General features: G+C 68.1%; 17 protein-coding genes. 9 read left to right on the top strand and 8 right to left on the bottom strand.

Annotated elements, in window-relative coordinates:
• Nucleotides 1-49: 49 nt before the first annotated feature.
• Complete coding sequence (locus tag BST28_RS11725; protein ID WP_083081150.1) at nucleotides 50-1039, top strand: esterase family protein; 990 nt, start codon at nucleotides 50-52, stop codon at nucleotides 1037-1039.
• A 123-nt stretch (nucleotides 1040-1162) separates the two neighbouring features.
• Entirely contained in the window at nucleotides 1163-1621 is a 459-nt protein-coding gene (locus tag BST28_RS11730; RefSeq protein ID WP_083081152.1) for an SRPBCC family protein, read from the top strand.
• A 4-nt stretch (nucleotides 1622-1625) separates the two neighbouring features.
• Here BST28_RS11730 and BST28_RS11735 read toward each other — a convergent pair whose 3' ends face one another.
• The 4 genes from BST28_RS11735 to bfr form a co-directional block, all read right to left on the bottom strand.
• Nucleotides 1626-3389 (bottom strand): CocE/NonD family hydrolase, encoded by a 1764-nt coding sequence (locus tag BST28_RS11735; RefSeq protein WP_083081175.1) that lies wholly within the window; start codon nucleotides 3387-3389, stop codon nucleotides 1626-1628.
• A 194-nt stretch (nucleotides 3390-3583) separates the two neighbouring features.
• On the bottom strand, nucleotides 3584-4078 hold the full coding sequence (locus BST28_RS11740) for a carboxymuconolactone decarboxylase family protein (RefSeq protein ID WP_065287334.1): 495 nt from the start codon (nucleotides 4076-4078) through the stop codon (nucleotides 3584-3586).
• A 61-nt stretch (nucleotides 4079-4139) separates the two neighbouring features.
• Nucleotides 4140-6182 (bottom strand): MDR family MFS transporter, encoded by a 2043-nt coding sequence (locus BST28_RS11745; protein ID WP_083081153.1) that lies wholly within the window; start codon nucleotides 6180-6182, stop codon nucleotides 4140-4142.
• Nucleotides 6183-6238: 56 nt separating this feature from the next.
• Nucleotides 6239-6721 carry a bacterioferritin gene (bfr, locus tag BST28_RS11750; RefSeq protein ID WP_029249606.1) on the bottom strand — a complete coding sequence of 161 codons (483 nt, stop codon included), beginning with the start codon at nucleotides 6719-6721 and terminating at the stop codon, nucleotides 6239-6241.
• A 225-nt stretch (nucleotides 6722-6946) separates the two neighbouring features.
• Between bfr and BST28_RS11755 the strand changes: the two genes are divergently transcribed.
• Both BST28_RS11755 and BST28_RS11760 read left to right on the top strand, forming a co-directional pair.
• On the top strand, nucleotides 6947-7651 hold the full coding sequence (locus BST28_RS11755) for a hypothetical protein (protein ID WP_019738964.1): 705 nt from the start codon (nucleotides 6947-6949) through the stop codon (nucleotides 7649-7651).
• Between the two features lie 10 nt (nucleotides 7652-7661).
• Nucleotides 7662-7898 (top strand): (2Fe-2S)-binding protein, encoded by a 237-nt coding sequence (locus tag BST28_RS11760; RefSeq protein ID WP_019738963.1) that lies wholly within the window; start codon nucleotides 7662-7664, stop codon nucleotides 7896-7898.
• Here the strand turns inward: BST28_RS11760 and BST28_RS11765 are convergent, their stop codons facing one another.
• Together BST28_RS11765 and BST28_RS11770 are read right to left on the bottom strand one after the other, a co-directional pair.
• Complete coding sequence (locus tag BST28_RS11765) at nucleotides 7899-8660, bottom strand: enoyl-CoA hydratase/isomerase family protein (protein ID WP_019738962.1); 762 nt, start codon at nucleotides 8658-8660, stop codon at nucleotides 7899-7901.
• Nucleotides 8661-8709: 49 nt separating this feature from the next.
• The gene (locus BST28_RS11770) at nucleotides 8710-9645 is read right to left on the bottom strand and encodes a hydrogen peroxide-inducible genes activator (RefSeq protein WP_083081154.1); all 936 of its coding nucleotides are present in this window, start codon (nucleotides 9643-9645) and stop codon (nucleotides 8710-8712) included.
• A 127-nt stretch (nucleotides 9646-9772) separates the two neighbouring features.
• On the opposite strand from BST28_RS11770, the gene BST28_RS11775 reads away from it, so the two are divergent.
• Together BST28_RS11775 and ahpD are read left to right on the top strand one after the other, a co-directional pair.
• Nucleotides 9773-10360, top strand: a complete 588-nt coding sequence (locus BST28_RS11775) for a peroxiredoxin (protein ID WP_019739050.1) — start codon at nucleotides 9773-9775, stop codon at nucleotides 10358-10360.
• Nucleotides 10361-10409: 49 nt separating this feature from the next.
• Nucleotides 10410-10949 (top strand): alkylhydroperoxidase, AhpD family, encoded by a 540-nt coding sequence (gene ahpD, locus BST28_RS11780; RefSeq protein ID WP_019739049.1) that lies wholly within the window; start codon nucleotides 10410-10412, stop codon nucleotides 10947-10949.
• A gap of 19 nt (nucleotides 10950-10968) precedes the next feature.
• Here the strand turns inward: ahpD and BST28_RS11785 are convergent, their stop codons facing one another.
• A complete protein-coding gene (locus BST28_RS11785; RefSeq protein ID WP_083081155.1) occupies nucleotides 10969-11442 on the bottom strand; it encodes a DUF1810 domain-containing protein in 474 nt (157 codons plus the stop codon).
• A gap of 44 nt (nucleotides 11443-11486) precedes the next feature.
• On the opposite strand from BST28_RS11785, the gene BST28_RS11790 reads away from it, so the two are divergent.
• Nucleotides 11487-12722 (top strand): alpha-hydroxy acid oxidase, encoded by a 1236-nt coding sequence (locus BST28_RS11790; protein WP_083081156.1) that lies wholly within the window; start codon nucleotides 11487-11489, stop codon nucleotides 12720-12722.
• An 8-nt stretch (nucleotides 12723-12730) separates the two neighbouring features.
• Here the strand turns inward: BST28_RS11790 and BST28_RS11795 are convergent, their stop codons facing one another.
• Nucleotides 12731-14206 (bottom strand): sensor domain-containing protein, encoded by a 1476-nt coding sequence (locus BST28_RS11795; protein WP_083081157.1) that lies wholly within the window; start codon nucleotides 14204-14206, stop codon nucleotides 12731-12733.
• 156 nt (nucleotides 14207-14362) lie between these two features.
• On the opposite strand from BST28_RS11795, the gene BST28_RS11800 reads away from it, so the two are divergent.
• Nucleotides 14363-16177: an NAD-binding protein gene (locus tag BST28_RS11800; protein WP_234808261.1), complete on the top strand. Its 1815-nt coding sequence runs from the start codon at nucleotides 14363-14365 to the stop codon at nucleotides 16175-16177.
• Nucleotides 16178-16232: 55 nt separating this feature from the next.
• Nucleotides 16233-16868, top strand: a complete 636-nt coding sequence (locus BST28_RS11805) for an endonuclease (protein ID WP_083081158.1) — start codon at nucleotides 16233-16235, stop codon at nucleotides 16866-16868.
• Nucleotides 16869-16921 lie beyond the last annotated feature (53 nt).

The following is a 16921-nucleotide window of genomic DNA, read 5'->3' on the forward strand; positions in this document are numbered from 1 at the left end:
CTTTGAGAATATTTCGAGAGCGTTCCGCATCAGACGACAAGGGGCAGGAATGACAGACGTGACCAAGGGAATGCGCTGGGTGCGCCGACTGATGGTCGGCGCGGTGGCCGCAGCAGCGCTGCCCGGCCTGATCGGCCTGACGGGTGGCGAGGCGACCGCATCGGCGTTCTCCCGGCCGGGTCTGCCGGTCGAGTACCTGCAGGTGCCCTCGGCCTCCATGGGCCGCGACATCAAGGTCCAGTTCCAGAGCGGTGGTCAGGGCTCGCCGGGCCTGTACCTGCTCGACGGCATGCGGGCCCAGGACGACTACAACGGCTGGGACATCAACACCCCGGCGTTCGAGTGGTACTACCAGTCCGGGCTCTCGGTGATCATGCCGGTCGGTGGCCAGTCCAGCTTCTACAGCGACTGGTACAAGCCGGCTTGCGGCAAGGCGGGCTGCTCCACCTACAAGTGGGAGACCTTCCTGACCAGTGAGCTGCCGTCCTACCTGGCCTCGGAGTACGGCGTGAGCCAGAGCCGCAACGCGGCGGTCGGCCTGTCGATGGCGGGCGCGTCGGCGATGAACCTGGCGATCTACCACCCCAACCAGTTCACCTACGCCGGTTCGCTGTCCGGCTACGTCAACCCGTCGGACGGCAAGAGCTGGATCGGCCTGGCCATGGGTGACGCCGGTGGCTACAAGAAGGAAGACATGTGGGGTCCCGACGACGACCCGGCCTGGGTGCGCAATGACCCGACGCTCAACGTCGACAAGCTGGTCGCCAACAACACCCGGCTCTGGGTGTACTGCGGCAACGGGCGCCCCAACGAGCTGGGCGGCGACAACATCCCGGCCACATTCCTTGAGGGCAACTTCATGATCGGCCAGAACAAGAAGTTCCAGGAGCTCTACAACGCAGCCGGTGGCAGCAACGCCGTGTTCAACTTCCCCGACTACGGGACCCACAGCTGGGAGTACTGGGGTGCTCAGTTGCAGGCGATGAAGCCCGACCTGCAGAGCCACCTGGGCGCCAGCGCCGGCGGCGGCGAGGGCTGACCCGCCAGCCAGACAGCGTCATCACTGAGCCCCATCCGATCCGGGTGGGGCTCAGTGCTTTGTCGGGGGTGGCCGGGGAATCGCGGTAGCCCCACCACCGAAGACGTGCTTGGATTGGCGAACATGCAGGGTTCCGCGACAGTTCACATGGCAGCCCCACCCGAGCGGATCTGGGATCTGGTGGCTGATGTCCGCAACATCGGGCGGTTCTCCCCGGAGACCTTCGAGGCCGAATGGCTCGACGGCGCCGACGGCCCCGCGGAGGGCGCACGCTTTCGCGGGCACGTCCGGCGCAACGGGATCGGGCCGGTGTACTGGACCACGTGCCGGGTCACCGAGTGCGAGCCGAACCGGGTGTTCGGGTTCGCGGTGCTCGCCGGTGATCGTCCGCTGAACCGGTGGCGCTACGAGCTCACCCCCACCGCGGATGGCACCGACGTCACCGAGTCGTTCAAGCTGGCCGACTCCGTCCTGACCAGCGTCTACTACTGGATCTTCGGTGGTTTCCTGCGGCAGCGCAACAACATTCGCGACATGCGGCGCACCCTGGAACGCATCCGCGACGTCGCCGAACAGGCGTAGTCACTCAGTCCAGCGCGTCCGGGTCGGCCAGCGGCAACAGCAGAAACGACGGGGTCCGCCCGCCCTGATGCAGCTGGTAGGTACCGCCGGCCAGCGCCTGCCGCGCGGGCGCGGTGGGCACCAGGTGCGGGAAGTCGTAGGTGGTCAGGGTGAGGCGCAGCCGGTGCCCGGGGGCGATCAGTGCGGCGGTCGGAAAGATCTCGATGTCGTAGCCGGTCGGCTCCCCCGGTTCGACGGGGCGCACCGCAGAGCGGGTGCTGATGTGGTGCGGGCGCAGCACCGTGCCATCGGGCAGATACCAGGTGCGGTCGGGGTCGAGGGCACGGTGTGAGCCCAACAGCGCCCCCTGCGTCAGGGGCCGGCACACCCCCTCGGGGGCGACATCGTCGAGGTGGGCGACCCACAGCGTCTCGGTGGTGTCGGCCGTGGCGTGGATGCGCAGTGCGATCGGTCCGGCAAGCAGGACCGGAGCCTCGAAGGCGTCGGTCGTGTAGGTCAGCGCGCCCCGTTGCACCCGGCGGTTGTCCTGGTCGTGCCGGGTGCGGCCACCGGCGGACGTGGTGACGAAACTGCTGAGACCCAACGACCACTGTTCCAGGCTGCGCCCCGACATCGGTCCGCGCGGGCGGTACCGCAGGATGGCCAGGCTCTGCCCGGGCGGGGCATCGGCGTCCAGCCGGCCACCCTGCGACAGGTAGAACCGGGCGGGAGTCGCCGCCGGGATGGGGTACTCGGGGGTGTGGTACCAGCGGCGGTCACCGATCGGCTGAAAACTGAACGGCGGCCCGGTGATCTCTGCGGCCGCATCGTCTTTCAGCCAGTAGTCGAACCAGCGCAGTTGCAGGTCCTGCATCTTCAGGCCGTCGAAGTCCGACACGTGGTACCACGGACCCATCATCAGCCTGATCCGGTCCACCTGCGGCTGCCCCGGTTGCATCGGGGCGCTCGCCGGCCGGCCGATGGCGGCGTTCTGCAGGGCGGCGTAGTTCAGCGGCGCGCCACGCTGGAAGGCGTCGTGCCAGCCGCCGACCAGAAAGACGGCGACCTTGTTCGCGGCGATCGCCGGCAGCAGCGGGTCGGCGCGCATGCGGTCCCACAGCGGGCCGTCGTAGGCGGCATCACCGCCGGCGCGCACCTCACCGATGAGCGGCCAGAAGAATTTGCGTTGGTCTCTGCCGCGTTGGCGCACCGCGGCGAGTCCACCGGATCGGGGCCGCGGGTGTCCGCCGGGAGTGACGAACTCCAACGCCGGGTTGATGACGTTGAGCATCGAGTACACCGCACCGTAGCCGCGCACGGCCACCAGGTGTGGCGCCCCACCCATCGCGGCGACATCACGGTAGAAGTCGTTGGCGGCCATCACCGGGAAGATCGCCTTCAGCGGCGAGTCCGGGCCGACGGCGGCCGCGGTGAACAGCTGGTTGATCGCCAGGTAGGAGATACCGAACATGCCGACCCGGCCGTTGGAGTTCGGCAGCGTCGAGGCCCAGGTGACCAGCTCGGCCCCGTCTCGGGCCTGGTCCGGGCCGAACATTTCGAAGGATCCGCCGGATGCTCCGGTACCACGGACATCGACCATCGCCTCGATGTAGCCCCGCCGGATCAGGCGCGGCGTGGGACCGCCGCCGATCTGTGCGGCCGGGGGTGGGGCCAGCTTGCCGTAGGGGGTCAGCGACAACAGCACCGGGAAGGGTCCCGCGGCCGGCAGCCCGGTCTCGGGCTCGGTGGGGTAATGCACGTCGGCGCGCAGCACCACGCCGTCGCTCATCTCCACGGCGATGTTGCGCCGCACCCCGACCCCGTACTGTGCCGGCGGCGGGGCCCATTCCGGGTGCAGCGGCGAGGCGCTGCCCGGACGCATTCTTCTGGTCCGGCTCAATCTGCGCGCCGCGACACCGGCAGCCCCCACCGCGGCGACACCGGCCAACGCCCATCCCGCCCGGCGTGACCGTCCGGTTCGCGTCAAGCGCGACTGGGCAGGGTGAAGCTGCAGGCCTGCCCGATATCCAAGGTGCGCAGCAGTCGGCCCATGCCCAGCCAGAGCGCACACGACAGCGCCAGGTCGGCGAGCAGCTCGTCATCGAAGTGCTCGGAGCAGCGCGACCAGAAGTCCTCGTCGTCGCGCAGGCCGGTGTGGTCGGTGGCGAACCGGTGGGCGAACTCCGCCGCGAGCCGCTCCTGGTCGCTGTAGCCGGGCCAGGTGCGCCATTCCGCCGCGTGGTCGTAGAGTTCCTCGCTGACCCCGGCCGCCGGGCCGTCGGCGTCGCGGGTGTTGACACAGACCGCGCACTCGTTGTCGAAGGCGATCACCATCCGGGCCAGCTCCCGGACGCGCATCGGCAGCCGCCCCCGGGTGTAGACCGCGGTGCTGAACCCACCGATCCCGGCGGCCAGCTCGGGAGATTTGGCCATCCAGCCCATCACGTCGTCTGCGGGGAACGTCCCGATTCGGCTCATACCCAGGGATACTAGCGGCGATCGCCCGCGCGGCGGGGCCGGACGAAGCGGGTGGTCGCCGTCAGCCGCGGCTGTCGGCGAACTCCGCCGACTCCCCCGCATCGTCGGGGTCGACCAGGGCCCGGTGGGCGATCCGCTGCAGCGCGGCCTCAACCTCGGCGCGGTCCGGGCGACCCTCGAACCCGGGCGAGCGGGCCAGTTTGTCGCTCACCCAGTCCTGCACCAGCGAGGTCACGAAGGTCACCTGGCGCAGTCCGGCCCGGGTGAGTCCCAGGTGGTCACCGTCGCGCAGCACGTAGCCCTGGGCGACCAGGCGGTCGACGGTGGGTTCGAGGATTTCGTAGGGGACCCGTAGTCGCCTGCCGATATCGCTGAGCCGCGCGGTGCGGAACACCTGGGTGTAGCGGTAGATGCGCAGCACCGTCCACAGCGCGGCGACATCGAGTTCGCAGTCCGGGCGCATCGCGATGCTGCGCAGCCGCACGCCGGGTTGGTTGCGCAGCAGCCGTCCGATCGCGGTCTCCAGCAGTTCGTCCGACGATGCGGTGCTGGGCATGCCGAATCCGTCACCGAGGTCGACCGCGTTGTCATGCAGTTCTTTGAGCGGGACCTCGGGCAGAAACAGCGCCAGCACAAACCCGAGCAGTGCGACCGGTGCAGCCCACAAGAACACCTGGCCCAACGACTCGGCGTAGGCCTGCACGATCGGTGCCGCCTGCTGCGGTGACAAACGGTGTACCGCCTCGGGCGAGGCGGCCGCGTCGGCGGCCAGCCCGGCGGTGTTGAGGGCGGAAGCCAGGCGACGGTCCAGAAAGTTGACGAACAGTGAGCCGAATACGGCCGCACCGAACGAGCTGCCGATGGTCCGGAAGAACGTGACCCCGGACGTGGCCACCCCGAGGTCGGCGAAGCTTGACGTGTTCTGCACGACGAGGACCAGGACCTGCATCGACAGCCCGATGCCCGCACCCAGGATGATCAGGTACAGCGACTGCAGCAGCGCCGGGGTGGCCGCGTCCATCTGCGACATCAGCCCGAACGCGACCGTCATCAGCGCGGTGCCGACGACCGGAAAGATCTTGTAGCGGCCCGTGCGGCCGACCAGGGTGCCGCTGCCGGTGGAGGTCAGCAACATGCCCACCACCATCGGCAGCGTGCGAAGACCCGAGGTGGTGGCCGAGACGCCGTCGACATACTGCATGAAGGTCGGCAGGAAGGTCAGTGCGCCCAGCATGGCGAAGCCGACCACGAACGCCAGCACACAGCACACCGCGAACACCGGGTCGGCGAAGAGCCGGGTCGGCAGGATCGGAGCCGCGGCCCGCTTCTCCACCCAGGCGAACAGCACCAGTGCCACCACCGACCCGGCGAACAACCCGATGATCGCCGACGACCCCCAGGCGTAGCGGTTGCCGCCCCAGCTGGTGGCCAGCGTCAACCCGGTGGCCCCCAATCCGATCAGCACGATCCCGGCGTAGTCGATGACGGGCCTGGTCCGGCCGGCCAGCGCCGGGATCGCCGCGCCGGCCACGAGCAATACGACCACCGAGATCGGCACGTTGATCCAGAACGCCCAGCGCCAGGTCAGGTAGTCGGTGACGTAGCCGCCCAGCAGTGGACCGATCACGGTGGTGACACCGAAGACCGCGCCCAGCATGCCCTGATAGCGACCGCGGTCACGCAGCGGAATGACTTCACCGATGAGCGCCGCGGCGGTGACGGTGACCGCGCCGCCGCCGATGCCCTGTAACGCTCGCGCGCCGACCAGCATCCCCATCGATGCGGACAGCCCGCACAGCACCGACCCGGCGACGAAGCACACCACCGCGGCCTGGAACACCAGTTTGCGGCCGAACAGGTCGCCGAGCTTGCCCGCCAGGATCGTGGCGATCGTCGAGGTCAGCAGGTAGCTGGTGACCACCCACGACTGGTGACCGGCATTGCCGAGATCCGAGACGATGGTCGGCAGCGCCGTGGCGACTATGGTCTGGTCGAGTGCGGCCATCAGCAGCCCGAACACGATCGCCACAAAGATCAGGTTGCGGCGCTGCGGGCTGACCGGCGCAGGTCGCGCGTCCTCGGCGACCAGCGTCGATTCGGTCATACTCGCCTTTCCCGTCGGCGGTGAAGGCTAACGGGTACCCGCGTCGAGGCGGGAGATCACGTCGTCGGTGGGCGGGAGACGCACTGGGCCAGGTACAGCGCCTCGCCCAGCTTGTCCATCAACTCCAATTGGGTCTGCAGGTAATCGATGTGGGATTCCTCGTCGACGAGGATGGTCTCCAAGATCTTGGCGGTGGTGCTGTCCTGTTTGTCGCGGCACATGACGATGCCCGGCCGCAGCCGGTTGAGCACCTCCATTTCGAGGGCCAGATCGCTCTCGAACTGTTCGCGCAAGGTCTGGCCGATGCGCAACGATCCGATCCGCTGATAGTTCGGCAGGCCGTTGAGCAGCAGGATGCGGTCGGTGATGGTCTCGGCGTGACGCATCTCTTCGATGGACTCATCGCGAGTGTGGGAGGCCACCTCGGTCAGGCCCCAGTCGGCCTGCATCTTGGCGTGGAGGAAGTACTGGTTGATCGCGGTGAGTTCACTGGTGAGCTGCTCGTTGAGCAGTTTGAGAACCTCTGGGTCGCCTTGCATGATCACTCCCTCTGGTGTGAAGAACCGCGAACGCCCCCCGCGCCGATTGGGGCTTGATCATCGCTGTAACGCGCCGAATTCAATCTAGTGCAGGTCACCGGTCGCAGTGCGGTGTTTACCCGTGTCTCGGCGCGTCGAATCCACGCATCGGCATCGGTCCCCGGCGAGTTCTGATCGCCATGCGGGCCTGCGCGGTGCGCGGAACTTAGGTTAGACTCTACTAACATGAGACTTGCTTCGCCTAGCCGCCCTGCCGGCGTTTCGGGCAGTTGCACGTCGCAGCGCAACAATCCGCATTCGCTGGTGCTGGCGCTGGACTACCGCGTCGACGACATCGACCGGACCTGGTCGCTGATCCGCGACGACCACACCCCGCTTCTCGGGCTCGGAGCCCGCCATGCGGTGCTCTACACCGCGGTGTCCGAGCCGCAGCGGGTTCTGGTGACGATCGGTTTGCGTCACCGACTGTCGGTCAAGGAATTGCTGCGCTCCCCCGCCGTCTTCGAGTGGTTCGACCGCTCCGGGGTCAACGATCTGCCGGCGATCTTCGCCGGCGAGGTCACCGAGAAGATCGACCTGGCCCAGCCCGACCCCGATCGGCCCGGTTCACGGGGTTCGGAGGTGATCGTCGGGGTGGTGTCCACCGTCGCCGATCCCACGGACCTGATGGCAAAAGTGCATCGCGGGCTGGATCGGTTCGCCGACGCGGGCGTGCGCAAAGTGTGGGTATATCGGGCCGTCGACGACGGAAATGAGGTGATGACGCTGTTGGAGATCGACAACGCGGCGAGCGCGCAGCGCTGGATCGACCACCCCGACACCGCTGCGGAGTGGATGACCGAAGTGGGAGCCGGTGGCTACCCCGGACCGTTCGTCGGAAAGTTCGCTGCTGCAATCGATCTCATGACGCCTGCGGGCGACGGTCGGTAGGGGTAGAGCGATGTATGTGTGCCTGTGTGTCGGAGCCACCAATCAGATGGTGTCCGATGCTGTCGCCGCCGGCGCATCGACGTCGAAAGAGGTCGCCGCGATGTGCGGTGCGGGCGGCGACTGCGGCCGCTGCCGGTGCACCGTCCGCGGCATCATCGAAGCCACCTTGGCCGCTGCGCCGCCCGGTCCGTCCAACGGCTCGCTGCGCCACCTCTCCCTGGACATCACCCCGGTCGGATCCCACTGATCAGCGCCCGCCCCGCCGCCCGGTGAACTCCGCCAGTGCCTCGGCGTTGGCCTGCGCACCCATCAGTTCGGCGAACAACGCGTTCTCCCGCGCGGTGGCGGCCGCGACCTCCTCGCGCACCGGCGCGACCATGGCGGCCTTGACCGCCTTCAGGCTTGAGATTGGCCGGGAGGCAAGCACTTCGGCGTGACGACGCGCCTCGTCGAGCAGGACCTGCGGTTCGCACACCTTCCAGACCAGACCCATTCGCAGCGCTTCGTCGGCGTCGACCCATTCCGAGGACATCAGCAGCCAGGCCGCGTTCTGCCGTCCGATCAATTGGGGAAGCAGAAAGGAGGACCCGGCTTCCGGAGCCACCCCCAGGCTGGTGAACGGGCATTTCAGCCGGGCCGTCGCGGACATGAAGACCAGGTCGGCGTATCCGAGGATGGTGGCGCCGATGCCCAGGCCGACGCCGTTGACCGCGCAGATCAGCGGCTTGGGAAAGCCGGCCAGGGCCTCGACCAGTCCGGTGAAGCCGTACTTGCCTGCGGTGAACTGCGGGTCGCTGATCCGGGCCTGCATCTCGTTGAGGTCGGTGCCGGCGCTGAAGGAGCGCCCAGCGCCGGTCAAGAGCACGACGGCGACCTCCGGGTCGTCGGCGGCGGCCAGCAGCGCCTCGGCGGTGGCGTCGTAGAGCGCCTCGTTGAACGCGTTGAGCGCGTCGGGACGGTTCAACGTACAGGTCCGGACCCGGTTGTCGTCTTCGATCTGCAGGATCACCCGTGCAGCCTAGACCGGGCCCGATCGGCTCGCCGACCGGCAGCGGCCCCTAACGGACCAGGTCGACCTGGTGTCCGGCGCCGATCACGTCACCGATGACACCGGCCAGACGCCGGTAAGGCTTCTCACGCCCGCTGGAGGCGCGAAACACCAACCCGATCCGCCTGCCCGGGCGGGGTGCGGCGAAGTAGGCCAGCGCCAGCCCGCTGCGCTCGGCCTCCACCGCCACCGCCGTCTGCGGAATCAAGGTCACTCCCAGGCCGCCGGTGACGCACTGCACCGCCGTTGCCAGCGACGCCGCCCGGGTGTTGGCCAACTGCGCCCGCACTCCGGCATTGCGGCAGATGTCCAGCGCCTGGTCCCGCAGGCAGTGGCCTTCGTCGAGCAGCAGCAGCGGCAGGTCCGCCAGGGCGGTCGGTGGCACCCGCCGCTTACCGGCCAGCGCATGCCCCGGCGGGAGCGCCAACACGAAATCCTCGTCATAGATGGGTATTTCAGTCATTCCGGCGGCGTCCGCGGGCAGCGCGAGCAGTGCTGCATCCACTGCTCCCTCACGCAGCGCGGTGAGCAACCGTTCGGTCTGGTCCTCGATGACCCGCAGGTTCAGGTCCGGCAAGCGTTCGGCCAGTCCGGCCAGCACCGCGGGCAGCACGTAGGGCGCCACGGTCGGGATCAGGCCGAGCCGCAGGGTGCCCTGCAGCGGGTCGGCGACCCCGGCAGCCGCGGCCGAGAACTGCGCCGCCGCATCGAGCACGGCGTGGGCGTGGGCCAGCAACTGCTGTCCCTCCGCGGTCAGGAACACCCGCCGGGTGGACCGCTCGATCAGCTGGATGCCCAAACCGGACTCCAGCGACGACAAGGCCTGCGACAGCGTCGACTGGCTCAGTCCCAGGCCGGCCGCCGCGAGGCTGAAGTGGTGCTTCTCGGCGACGGCGGCGAACGCCCGCAGTCCCGCCAGCGTCGGCTGATAGCTTGAATCGGTCATGCCGATAAGTATAGTGCGAAGTATCACCTTTCATTTTTAATTGAGATAGGGCAACATGGAGTGTGCGGGCGTTGAGCTGAAGCGAGCGCCCGGAATTCTCACACAACGACTCACAACGAGGAGTGTCATGGCACTGCTGACAATCGGCGACCAGTTCCCGTCCTACCGGCTCAAGGCGGTTATCCCCGGCGACCTGTCCAAGGTCGATGCCAAGCAGCCGGAGGACTACTTCACCACCGTCACCAGCGACGACCACCCCGGCAAGTGGCGGGTGGTGTTCTTCTGGCCCAAGGACTTCACCTTCGTGTGCCCCACCGAGATCGCTGCCTTCGGCAAGCTGAACGACGAGTTCGCCGACCGCGACGCCCAGGTGCTCGGCGCCTCGATCGACAACGAGTTCGTGCACTTCCAGTGGCGCGCGCAGCACGAGGACCTCAAGACGCTGCCGTTCCCGATGCTGTCCGACCTCAAGCGCGAGTTGGTCGAGGCGACCGGTGTGCTCAACGCCGACGGTGTCGCCGACCGCGCCACCTTCATCGTCGACCCCAACAACGAGATCCAGTTCGTGTCGGTGACGGCGGGATCGGTGGGCCGCAACGTCGACGAGGTGCTGCGCGTGCTCGACGCCCTGCAGTCCGACGAGCTGTGCGCCTGCAACTGGAAGAAGGGCGACCCGACGATCAACGCCGGCGAGCTGCTCAAAGAATCGGTCTGACCCGGACCGAACGGTGTAGAGCGCCGGCGACGAGAAGGAGTAGCGCCATATGAGCATCGAGAATCTCAAGAACGCGGTCCCGGAATTCGCCAAGGACCTCAAGCTCAACCTGGGTTCGATCGCTCGCACCACGGCTCTCAACGAGGAGCAGCTCTGGGGCAGCCTGTTGGCCAGCGCCGCGGCGACACGTAACGCCACGGTGCTCACCGAGATCAGCGCCGAAGCAGCCGACAACCTCTCGGCGGAGGCCTACCAGGCCGCCCTGGGTGCGGCGTCGATCATGGGTATGAACAACGTGTTCTACCGGGGTCGGCACTTCTTGGACGGCGCCTACGACGACCTGCGGCCCGGGTTGCGGATGAACATCATCGGCAACCCGGGGGTCGACAAGGCCAACTTCGAGCTGTGGAGCTTCGCGGTCTCGGCGATCAACGGCTGCCAGGCCTGCGTCGCCTCCCACGAGCAGGTCGTCCGCGAGGCGGGCGTCGGCCGTGAGGCGCTGCTGGAGGCCCTCAAGGTCGCGTCGATCGTGGCCGGGGTGGCCCAGGCGATCTTCGCCGGGCAGGCGCTGCCGGAAGCGTCCGCCTAAGGACCGGTGCTGGCGCGGCTCAGTCGAACTCGGCTGGCCGCGCCAGCCGGTCCCGGGTCACCGGATCTTCCTGTCCGCCGTAGTAGCGGTCCAGTACCGCGCGAAAATCGCTGCAGCACTGAGGATCCTGGTGGCCGCCGTCGGCGCAGGCCCGGGCGAACAACGTCATCGACGAACGCAGTTTGATGTCGTCGGGCCGGCCCAGAATCTCCTGGACGGCTCTGCCGTGCACCGCGTTGATCAACTGCGCGCACTCATGCAGCCGCGGACCGAGCAGTTCGTGGGACAGGTAGGCGCGTGCCTCTGCCACGGAGGCGATGCCGTAGCGCTGGGCCATCGCGCTGCTGCCGAGGCCGGCGAGCTGCGGAAAGATGAACCACATCCAGTGGCTACGCTTGCGCCCGTCACGCAACTCGGCGACCACGGTGTCGTAGACGTGTGCTTGCGCGTCGACGAAACGCTGCAGCCCGAACGACTCGGAATGATCAGCCATGACACCAACCGTGGCACAGTTCGATGGGACAGTGAAGGAGTCAGATGCCGGTGACGCGACGACGATTCCCCAGAGTCCACGACCTGGCGCCGCTGATCCGATTCCGTCGGCCCCGGCTGAACCGCACCGCGCAGCGTCTTGATGCCGCGGTGACCGTCGAGGATCTGCGCCGCCTCGCCAAACGGCGCACCCCCAAGGCCGCCTTCGACTACACCGACGGTGCGGCCGAGGAGGAGGTGTCCCTCGACCGGGCCCGCCAGGCCTTCCGCGACATCGAGTTTCATCCGGCGATCCTGCGTGATGTCACCGATGTCGACACCAGCCGCGAGGTGCTCGGGGCATCGGTGGCCTTGCCGTTCGCCATCGCGCCCACCGGGTTCACCCGGCTGATGCACACCGCGGGAGAGATGGCCGGCGCCCGGGCCGCCGAGGCCGCCGGCATCCCGTTCTCGCTGTCGACGCTGGGCACCGCCTCGATCGAGGAGGTCGCGGCGGCCGCTCCCGATGTGCGCCGCTGGTTCCAGCTCTACATCTGGCGCGACCGCGACCGGTCGATGGCACTGTTGGGCCGCGCCGCCGAGGCCGGCTACGACACCCTGCTGGTGACCGTGGACTGTCCGGTTCCCGGCGCGCGGCGTCGCGACACCCGCAACGGCCTGACCATCCCGCCGGCCCTGACGCTGCGCACGGTGGCCGACGCCGCCGTCCACCCGGCCTGGTGGTTCGACCTGCTCACCACCGAGCCGCTGGCCTTCGCGTCGCTGGACCGCTGGTCGGGCACCGTGGCGGAATACATGGACACCATGTTCGACCCGAGCATGACCTTCGACGACCTGACCTGGGTCCGGTCTCAGTGGCCGGGCCGGTTCGTCGTCAAGGGCATTCAGACCCTCGCCGACGCCCGCGCCGTCGTCGATCTCGGTGTGGACGGCATCGTGTTGTCCAATCACGGCGGCCGTCAGCTCGACCGCGCGCCGGTGCCGTTCGCACTGCTGCCCGAGGTGGCGCGCGAAGTCGGGGACGACACCGAGATCCTGCTGGACACCGGGATCATGTCCGGCGCCGACATCGTCGCGGCGATCGCGCTGGGCGCCCGATGCACGTTGATCGGCCGGGCCTACCTGTACGGGCTGATGGCCGGCGGCCAGGCCGGGGTGGACCGCGTCATCGAGATCCTCGCCGAGCAGATCCGGCGCACCATGCGCCTGCTGGGAGTCCGCGAGCTGGCAGAGCTCTCACCGCAGCATGTCACCCGGCTGCAGCGTTCGGTGCGGCGGTAACACCGCGCTCAGAACGCCGGTGCCCGCGTCACAATAGCGGCGATCATGTCGGTCAGTACCCCCGCTCGGCCGCTGATGTGTTCACCGCAGGCCTTGACGTCGATCACGGTGTCGGCCACGGCGTCGAGGACCCGCTCGCAGGTGTAGCCGTCGGTGCCCAAGGTGTAGGTCTGCGAGATCCGGGGCGCGTCGCCCGCGACGTCCCCGAGTTCCCAGGTGTAGGTGTTGTGGTCGGGATAGGTCACGGTCACCGTCTGTCCCACACACTCCCGCCACCGAGGCACCGACCGCTCGACGAACGCGGCGGCCTGGCCCGACTTCGGAGCGAAGACCGCGATGTCCTGATCCACGAAGGGCCGCCCGTTAACCCCGGCACGCTGCAGGCCGCCGGGCTCCTCCAGGACCTTCCACGCCGCCTGTCGAATCTGGCTGCCCGGGTACACCTCCCCCATCCCCGGGTAGAGCACGCCCAGACATTCCGGCCGCGACAACTCGACGGAACCGGACGGCTTGAAAGCCTCGAGGTCGGCCTGCACGGTCACCATGCCCGGGGTGGCCATCACGGCCGCGACGTCGGTGTCGTCGACCAGGACCGGTGCGGCCGGCTCCGAGGGCGTGCGGGCGATCCCGACCGCCACCGCGCCTCCGGCCGCCACGGCCACCACGGCACCGGCGATCGACAGCTTCGTCTTCGACCACCCCCCGAGCCGCCAGCGGCGACCGGTGGATTCCGCATCCGCAGCAGTCGGGGCGCCCGGCGATGGCGGGGTGATCGCCGGCCGAGGTCCGGTCACCGCGGCGACCGGCATCCCGACGGTGGCCGCAGTGAAGCTCGGATCGTTGGCGGCCAGGACGGCATCGACGTCGGCACGGGTGCGCACCGTGACGTCCGGCCGGTCGCGCAGGCGGCACAGCAGCTGAAGGATGTCGTTGCGCACCGTCGGATCGTGGCAGTCCTCGTCCAGCCGGGATCGGAGCTCGAACACCAGCTCGGCCTGCTTTCGGTAACTGAGTTCGGGTCCCGACAGGTCCGAGGAGAGCCGCATCAGATAGGCGAAGGGAACGGTCGGCTCCTCCGGCAACTGCGCGGGCAGCGGCCCGGCGCGGAGCGAGAGGCTTCTCATCGCGGCGACCAGTCGGGCATCGGTAGCGGCATTGCAGTGTCGGTAGTCGATGATCTGGGTGGCGGCCAGCGGTGTGACCCGCACACTGTCGACCGGGCCGATCTGCACCGGCAGCACCGGCCGGAGCAGCGCACGCGCGTAGGCCAGTTCCGCCTGACAGGGTTTGGATCTCAGTGAATTGTTCGACAGTGCGACGACGAATACCGTGCAGCTACGAATGCGCTCCAGAATCGCCTGCCACCATGCTTCGCCCCCACCCAGCTCCTCATCCAGCCACACCCGCTGCTCGGCGCCGCGCAGGACCGTGACCAACGGGTCGACCAGCGCCCTATCTTGGCTGGCGTAACTGACAAACAGCATGATCCCTCTCCGGGCCCGTGTGCTCCGAAAGCGAACCGATCAGTCTCCATATTGCAAGACCGATGGCAGACATCGGTCATCAGGTGTCCGGGTTAGTGTACGAGGGGACATCACGTCCGCGCGACGGGTCGAGCGGCCCTGGAAGGAGCAACGTTGATGAGCGGTTCCGCGGCCGAGTCGAGGGCCCCCGGTGGGCCGGGTCGCGACGCACCGCCGCCGGCGACTTTCCAGCACAAGCTGCTGACCGGTCTGACCGATCCGCACTGGTACTGGGCGCTGATACCGGCGGGGATCGCGGCCTTCGCGCTGGGCATGTGGGGCTACGGATCCTACGGGCACGGCGATCATTCGATTTCCGACGCGGTCTACGGTGCGGTCAAGCTGTTCTTCCTGCACGCCGCTCCGCAACCGGAGAACAACGTCGGTATCGCGCTGGACATCGCCCGCTTCTTGGCGCCTCTGGTCGCCGGGTGGGCAGCGCTCATCGCAGTGGTCTCGGTGTTCCGTGATCGCGTACAGCAATTGCTGATCCCGTTCAAGCACGGGCATGTGGTGGTCTGTGGACTGGGCTTCGCGGGGTTCGAATTGGTCCGCAAGTTGCGTGCTGCCGGTTACCGGGTGGTCGTGATCGAATCCGACGAGGCCAATCCTCGGATCAGGACCTGCCGCAACTGGGGGTTCCCGGTCGTCATCGGGGATGCGCAGCTGAGCGCGACCCTGGAAGCTGCCGGCGTCCGACGAGCGTCCCGGTTGCTCGCGGTGACGTCGGACAGCGTCGCCAACACCGAAATCCTCACGCTGGCGCGCCGATTGGCCGACCACTCCGGCCGTTCCCGACGGATCTTCGGCCGCAACGGCGGTCACGTTCCGCGCTGCCTGGCGCGTATCGACGATCCGGGGTTGTGCGTGCTGCTGCGGATTGCGGAGTTCAATCGCGGTGACGAGCAGTCGGTCGTCGATTTCTTCAACATCGACACCGTCGCCGCCCGGCTTCTGCTGGACCAGCACCCCATACAGGCCCGGTACCCGCATATAGCGGTCGCTCACCTCGACGGCATCGGTTCGGAGGTGGTCTTCCAAGCAGCCCGGCACTGGCACGCCGAACGCCCCGATGACCAGCCACTGCCGGTGACGGTGATCGACGATCATGCCTCCGACAAAGTGGCCGCGCTGATCGCCCGGCACCCCGCGCTGGAGGAGATCTGCGCCTTCAGCTACGCCTCGACCTCGATGCGTGATATCGACCGGTTGGCGCAGGAAACCGACCGGCCGATCACCCATGCCTATGTGACCGGCTATCGCGATGAGCGCAACGTGGAGGCGGCGTTGAATCTGCGCCGCGTCCTCCCCGACTCGGTTCCGGTCGTCGCGACGATCTCGCGGGCCTACGGAGTGGCCGAACTGCTGGAGGAGAAGGCGACACCCGGCGGGGCCGGGGTCACCGTGTTCAGGACTCTGCAGGAGACCTGCAGCGTGGAACTCGTCGAGGGTGGATCGCTGGAGGCCGTCGCCCAGGAAATCCACCGGCGCTACTGCCTGATGCAGCCCGAGGGTGCTCCCACACCGCCCCCGTGGCCGGAACTGGCCGACGCGCTGAAGGAGTCGAGCCGGGCCCAGGCGCGCCACATCGGGGTAAAGCTGCGCAGCATCGGCTGTGTCATCGCTCCGCTACGCAACTGGCAGGCCAAGGACTTCCAGTTCACCGACGCCGAGCTGGACAAGTTGGGTTCCATGGAGCACGACCGGTGGATGCAGGAAAAACTCGCCGCCGGATGGACCCTGGGCGATGAGGACCCCGTACTCAAGAAGGACCCGCACCTGGTGCCGATGGCGGAGCTGCCTCCCGACGTCGCAGAGGTGGACCGCATCTTCGTCCGGGCGATCCCCGAGATGCTGGCCGCGGTCGGTCTGGAGATCGTCGACGTCACGCAGAGCGCGCCGAGGTACCCGGCGTGCGACCTGGCCCGCTGACGTAGGGCCGCCGCTTGCGGGTTTGCCGCGCCGCAGACGGGGGTAGACCCCCGCGGTGCACACCCACAAGGAACTGGTGCGCCGGCTGCTCCGGCGGGCAGGAAAGACGTACGCACAGGAGGCCGGCATCCGGTTGCGCAACCAGCCGATGCCGCTTTTTCAGCTGCTGACCCTGTGCATGCTCGCCAGCAAGCCGATCGACGCCGCTATCGCGGCCCGGGCGGCGCGTGAGCTGTTCCGAAGCGGCCTGCGCACCCCGCACAAGGTCCTCGAGGCCGATCGCCGCACCATGATCGAGGCGATGGGCCGCGCCCATTACCGCCGTTACGACGAGAGTTCGGCCACGCGGCTGGTCGAGATCGCCGAAGCCGTGCAGCAGGACTATCGCGGCGACCTACGCCTGCTGGCCGAGCGCAGCGGTCGCAATGTAGAGGCAGCCGTTCAGCTGCTCAAGGGTTTCAAGGGAATCGGTGACACCGGCGCCAGCATCTTCCTTCGGGAGGTCCAAGATGTCTGGCCCTGGGCCCGGTCCACTTTTGATGACCTCGCGCTGGCTGCAGCACGCGATCTCGGGTTACCCGGTGACGCAAGCGAACTCGGGGCGCTGTCACGTGGAGGCAATGCCGAGCTCGCCGCGGCACTGGTGCGCTACTCCATCGATGCCGACGTCCGCGAGCGGCTTGTCGATTGAGCGAACACCCGACCGGATCGCCGGTAGGGTGACTGGTTACGTCGCCCAGAGCG

Origin of the sequence: Mycolicibacter kumamotonensis (assembly GCF_002086285.1) — a bacterium.
GTDB lineage: Bacteria > Actinomycetota > Actinomycetes > Mycobacteriales > Mycobacteriaceae > Mycobacterium > Mycobacterium kumamotonense.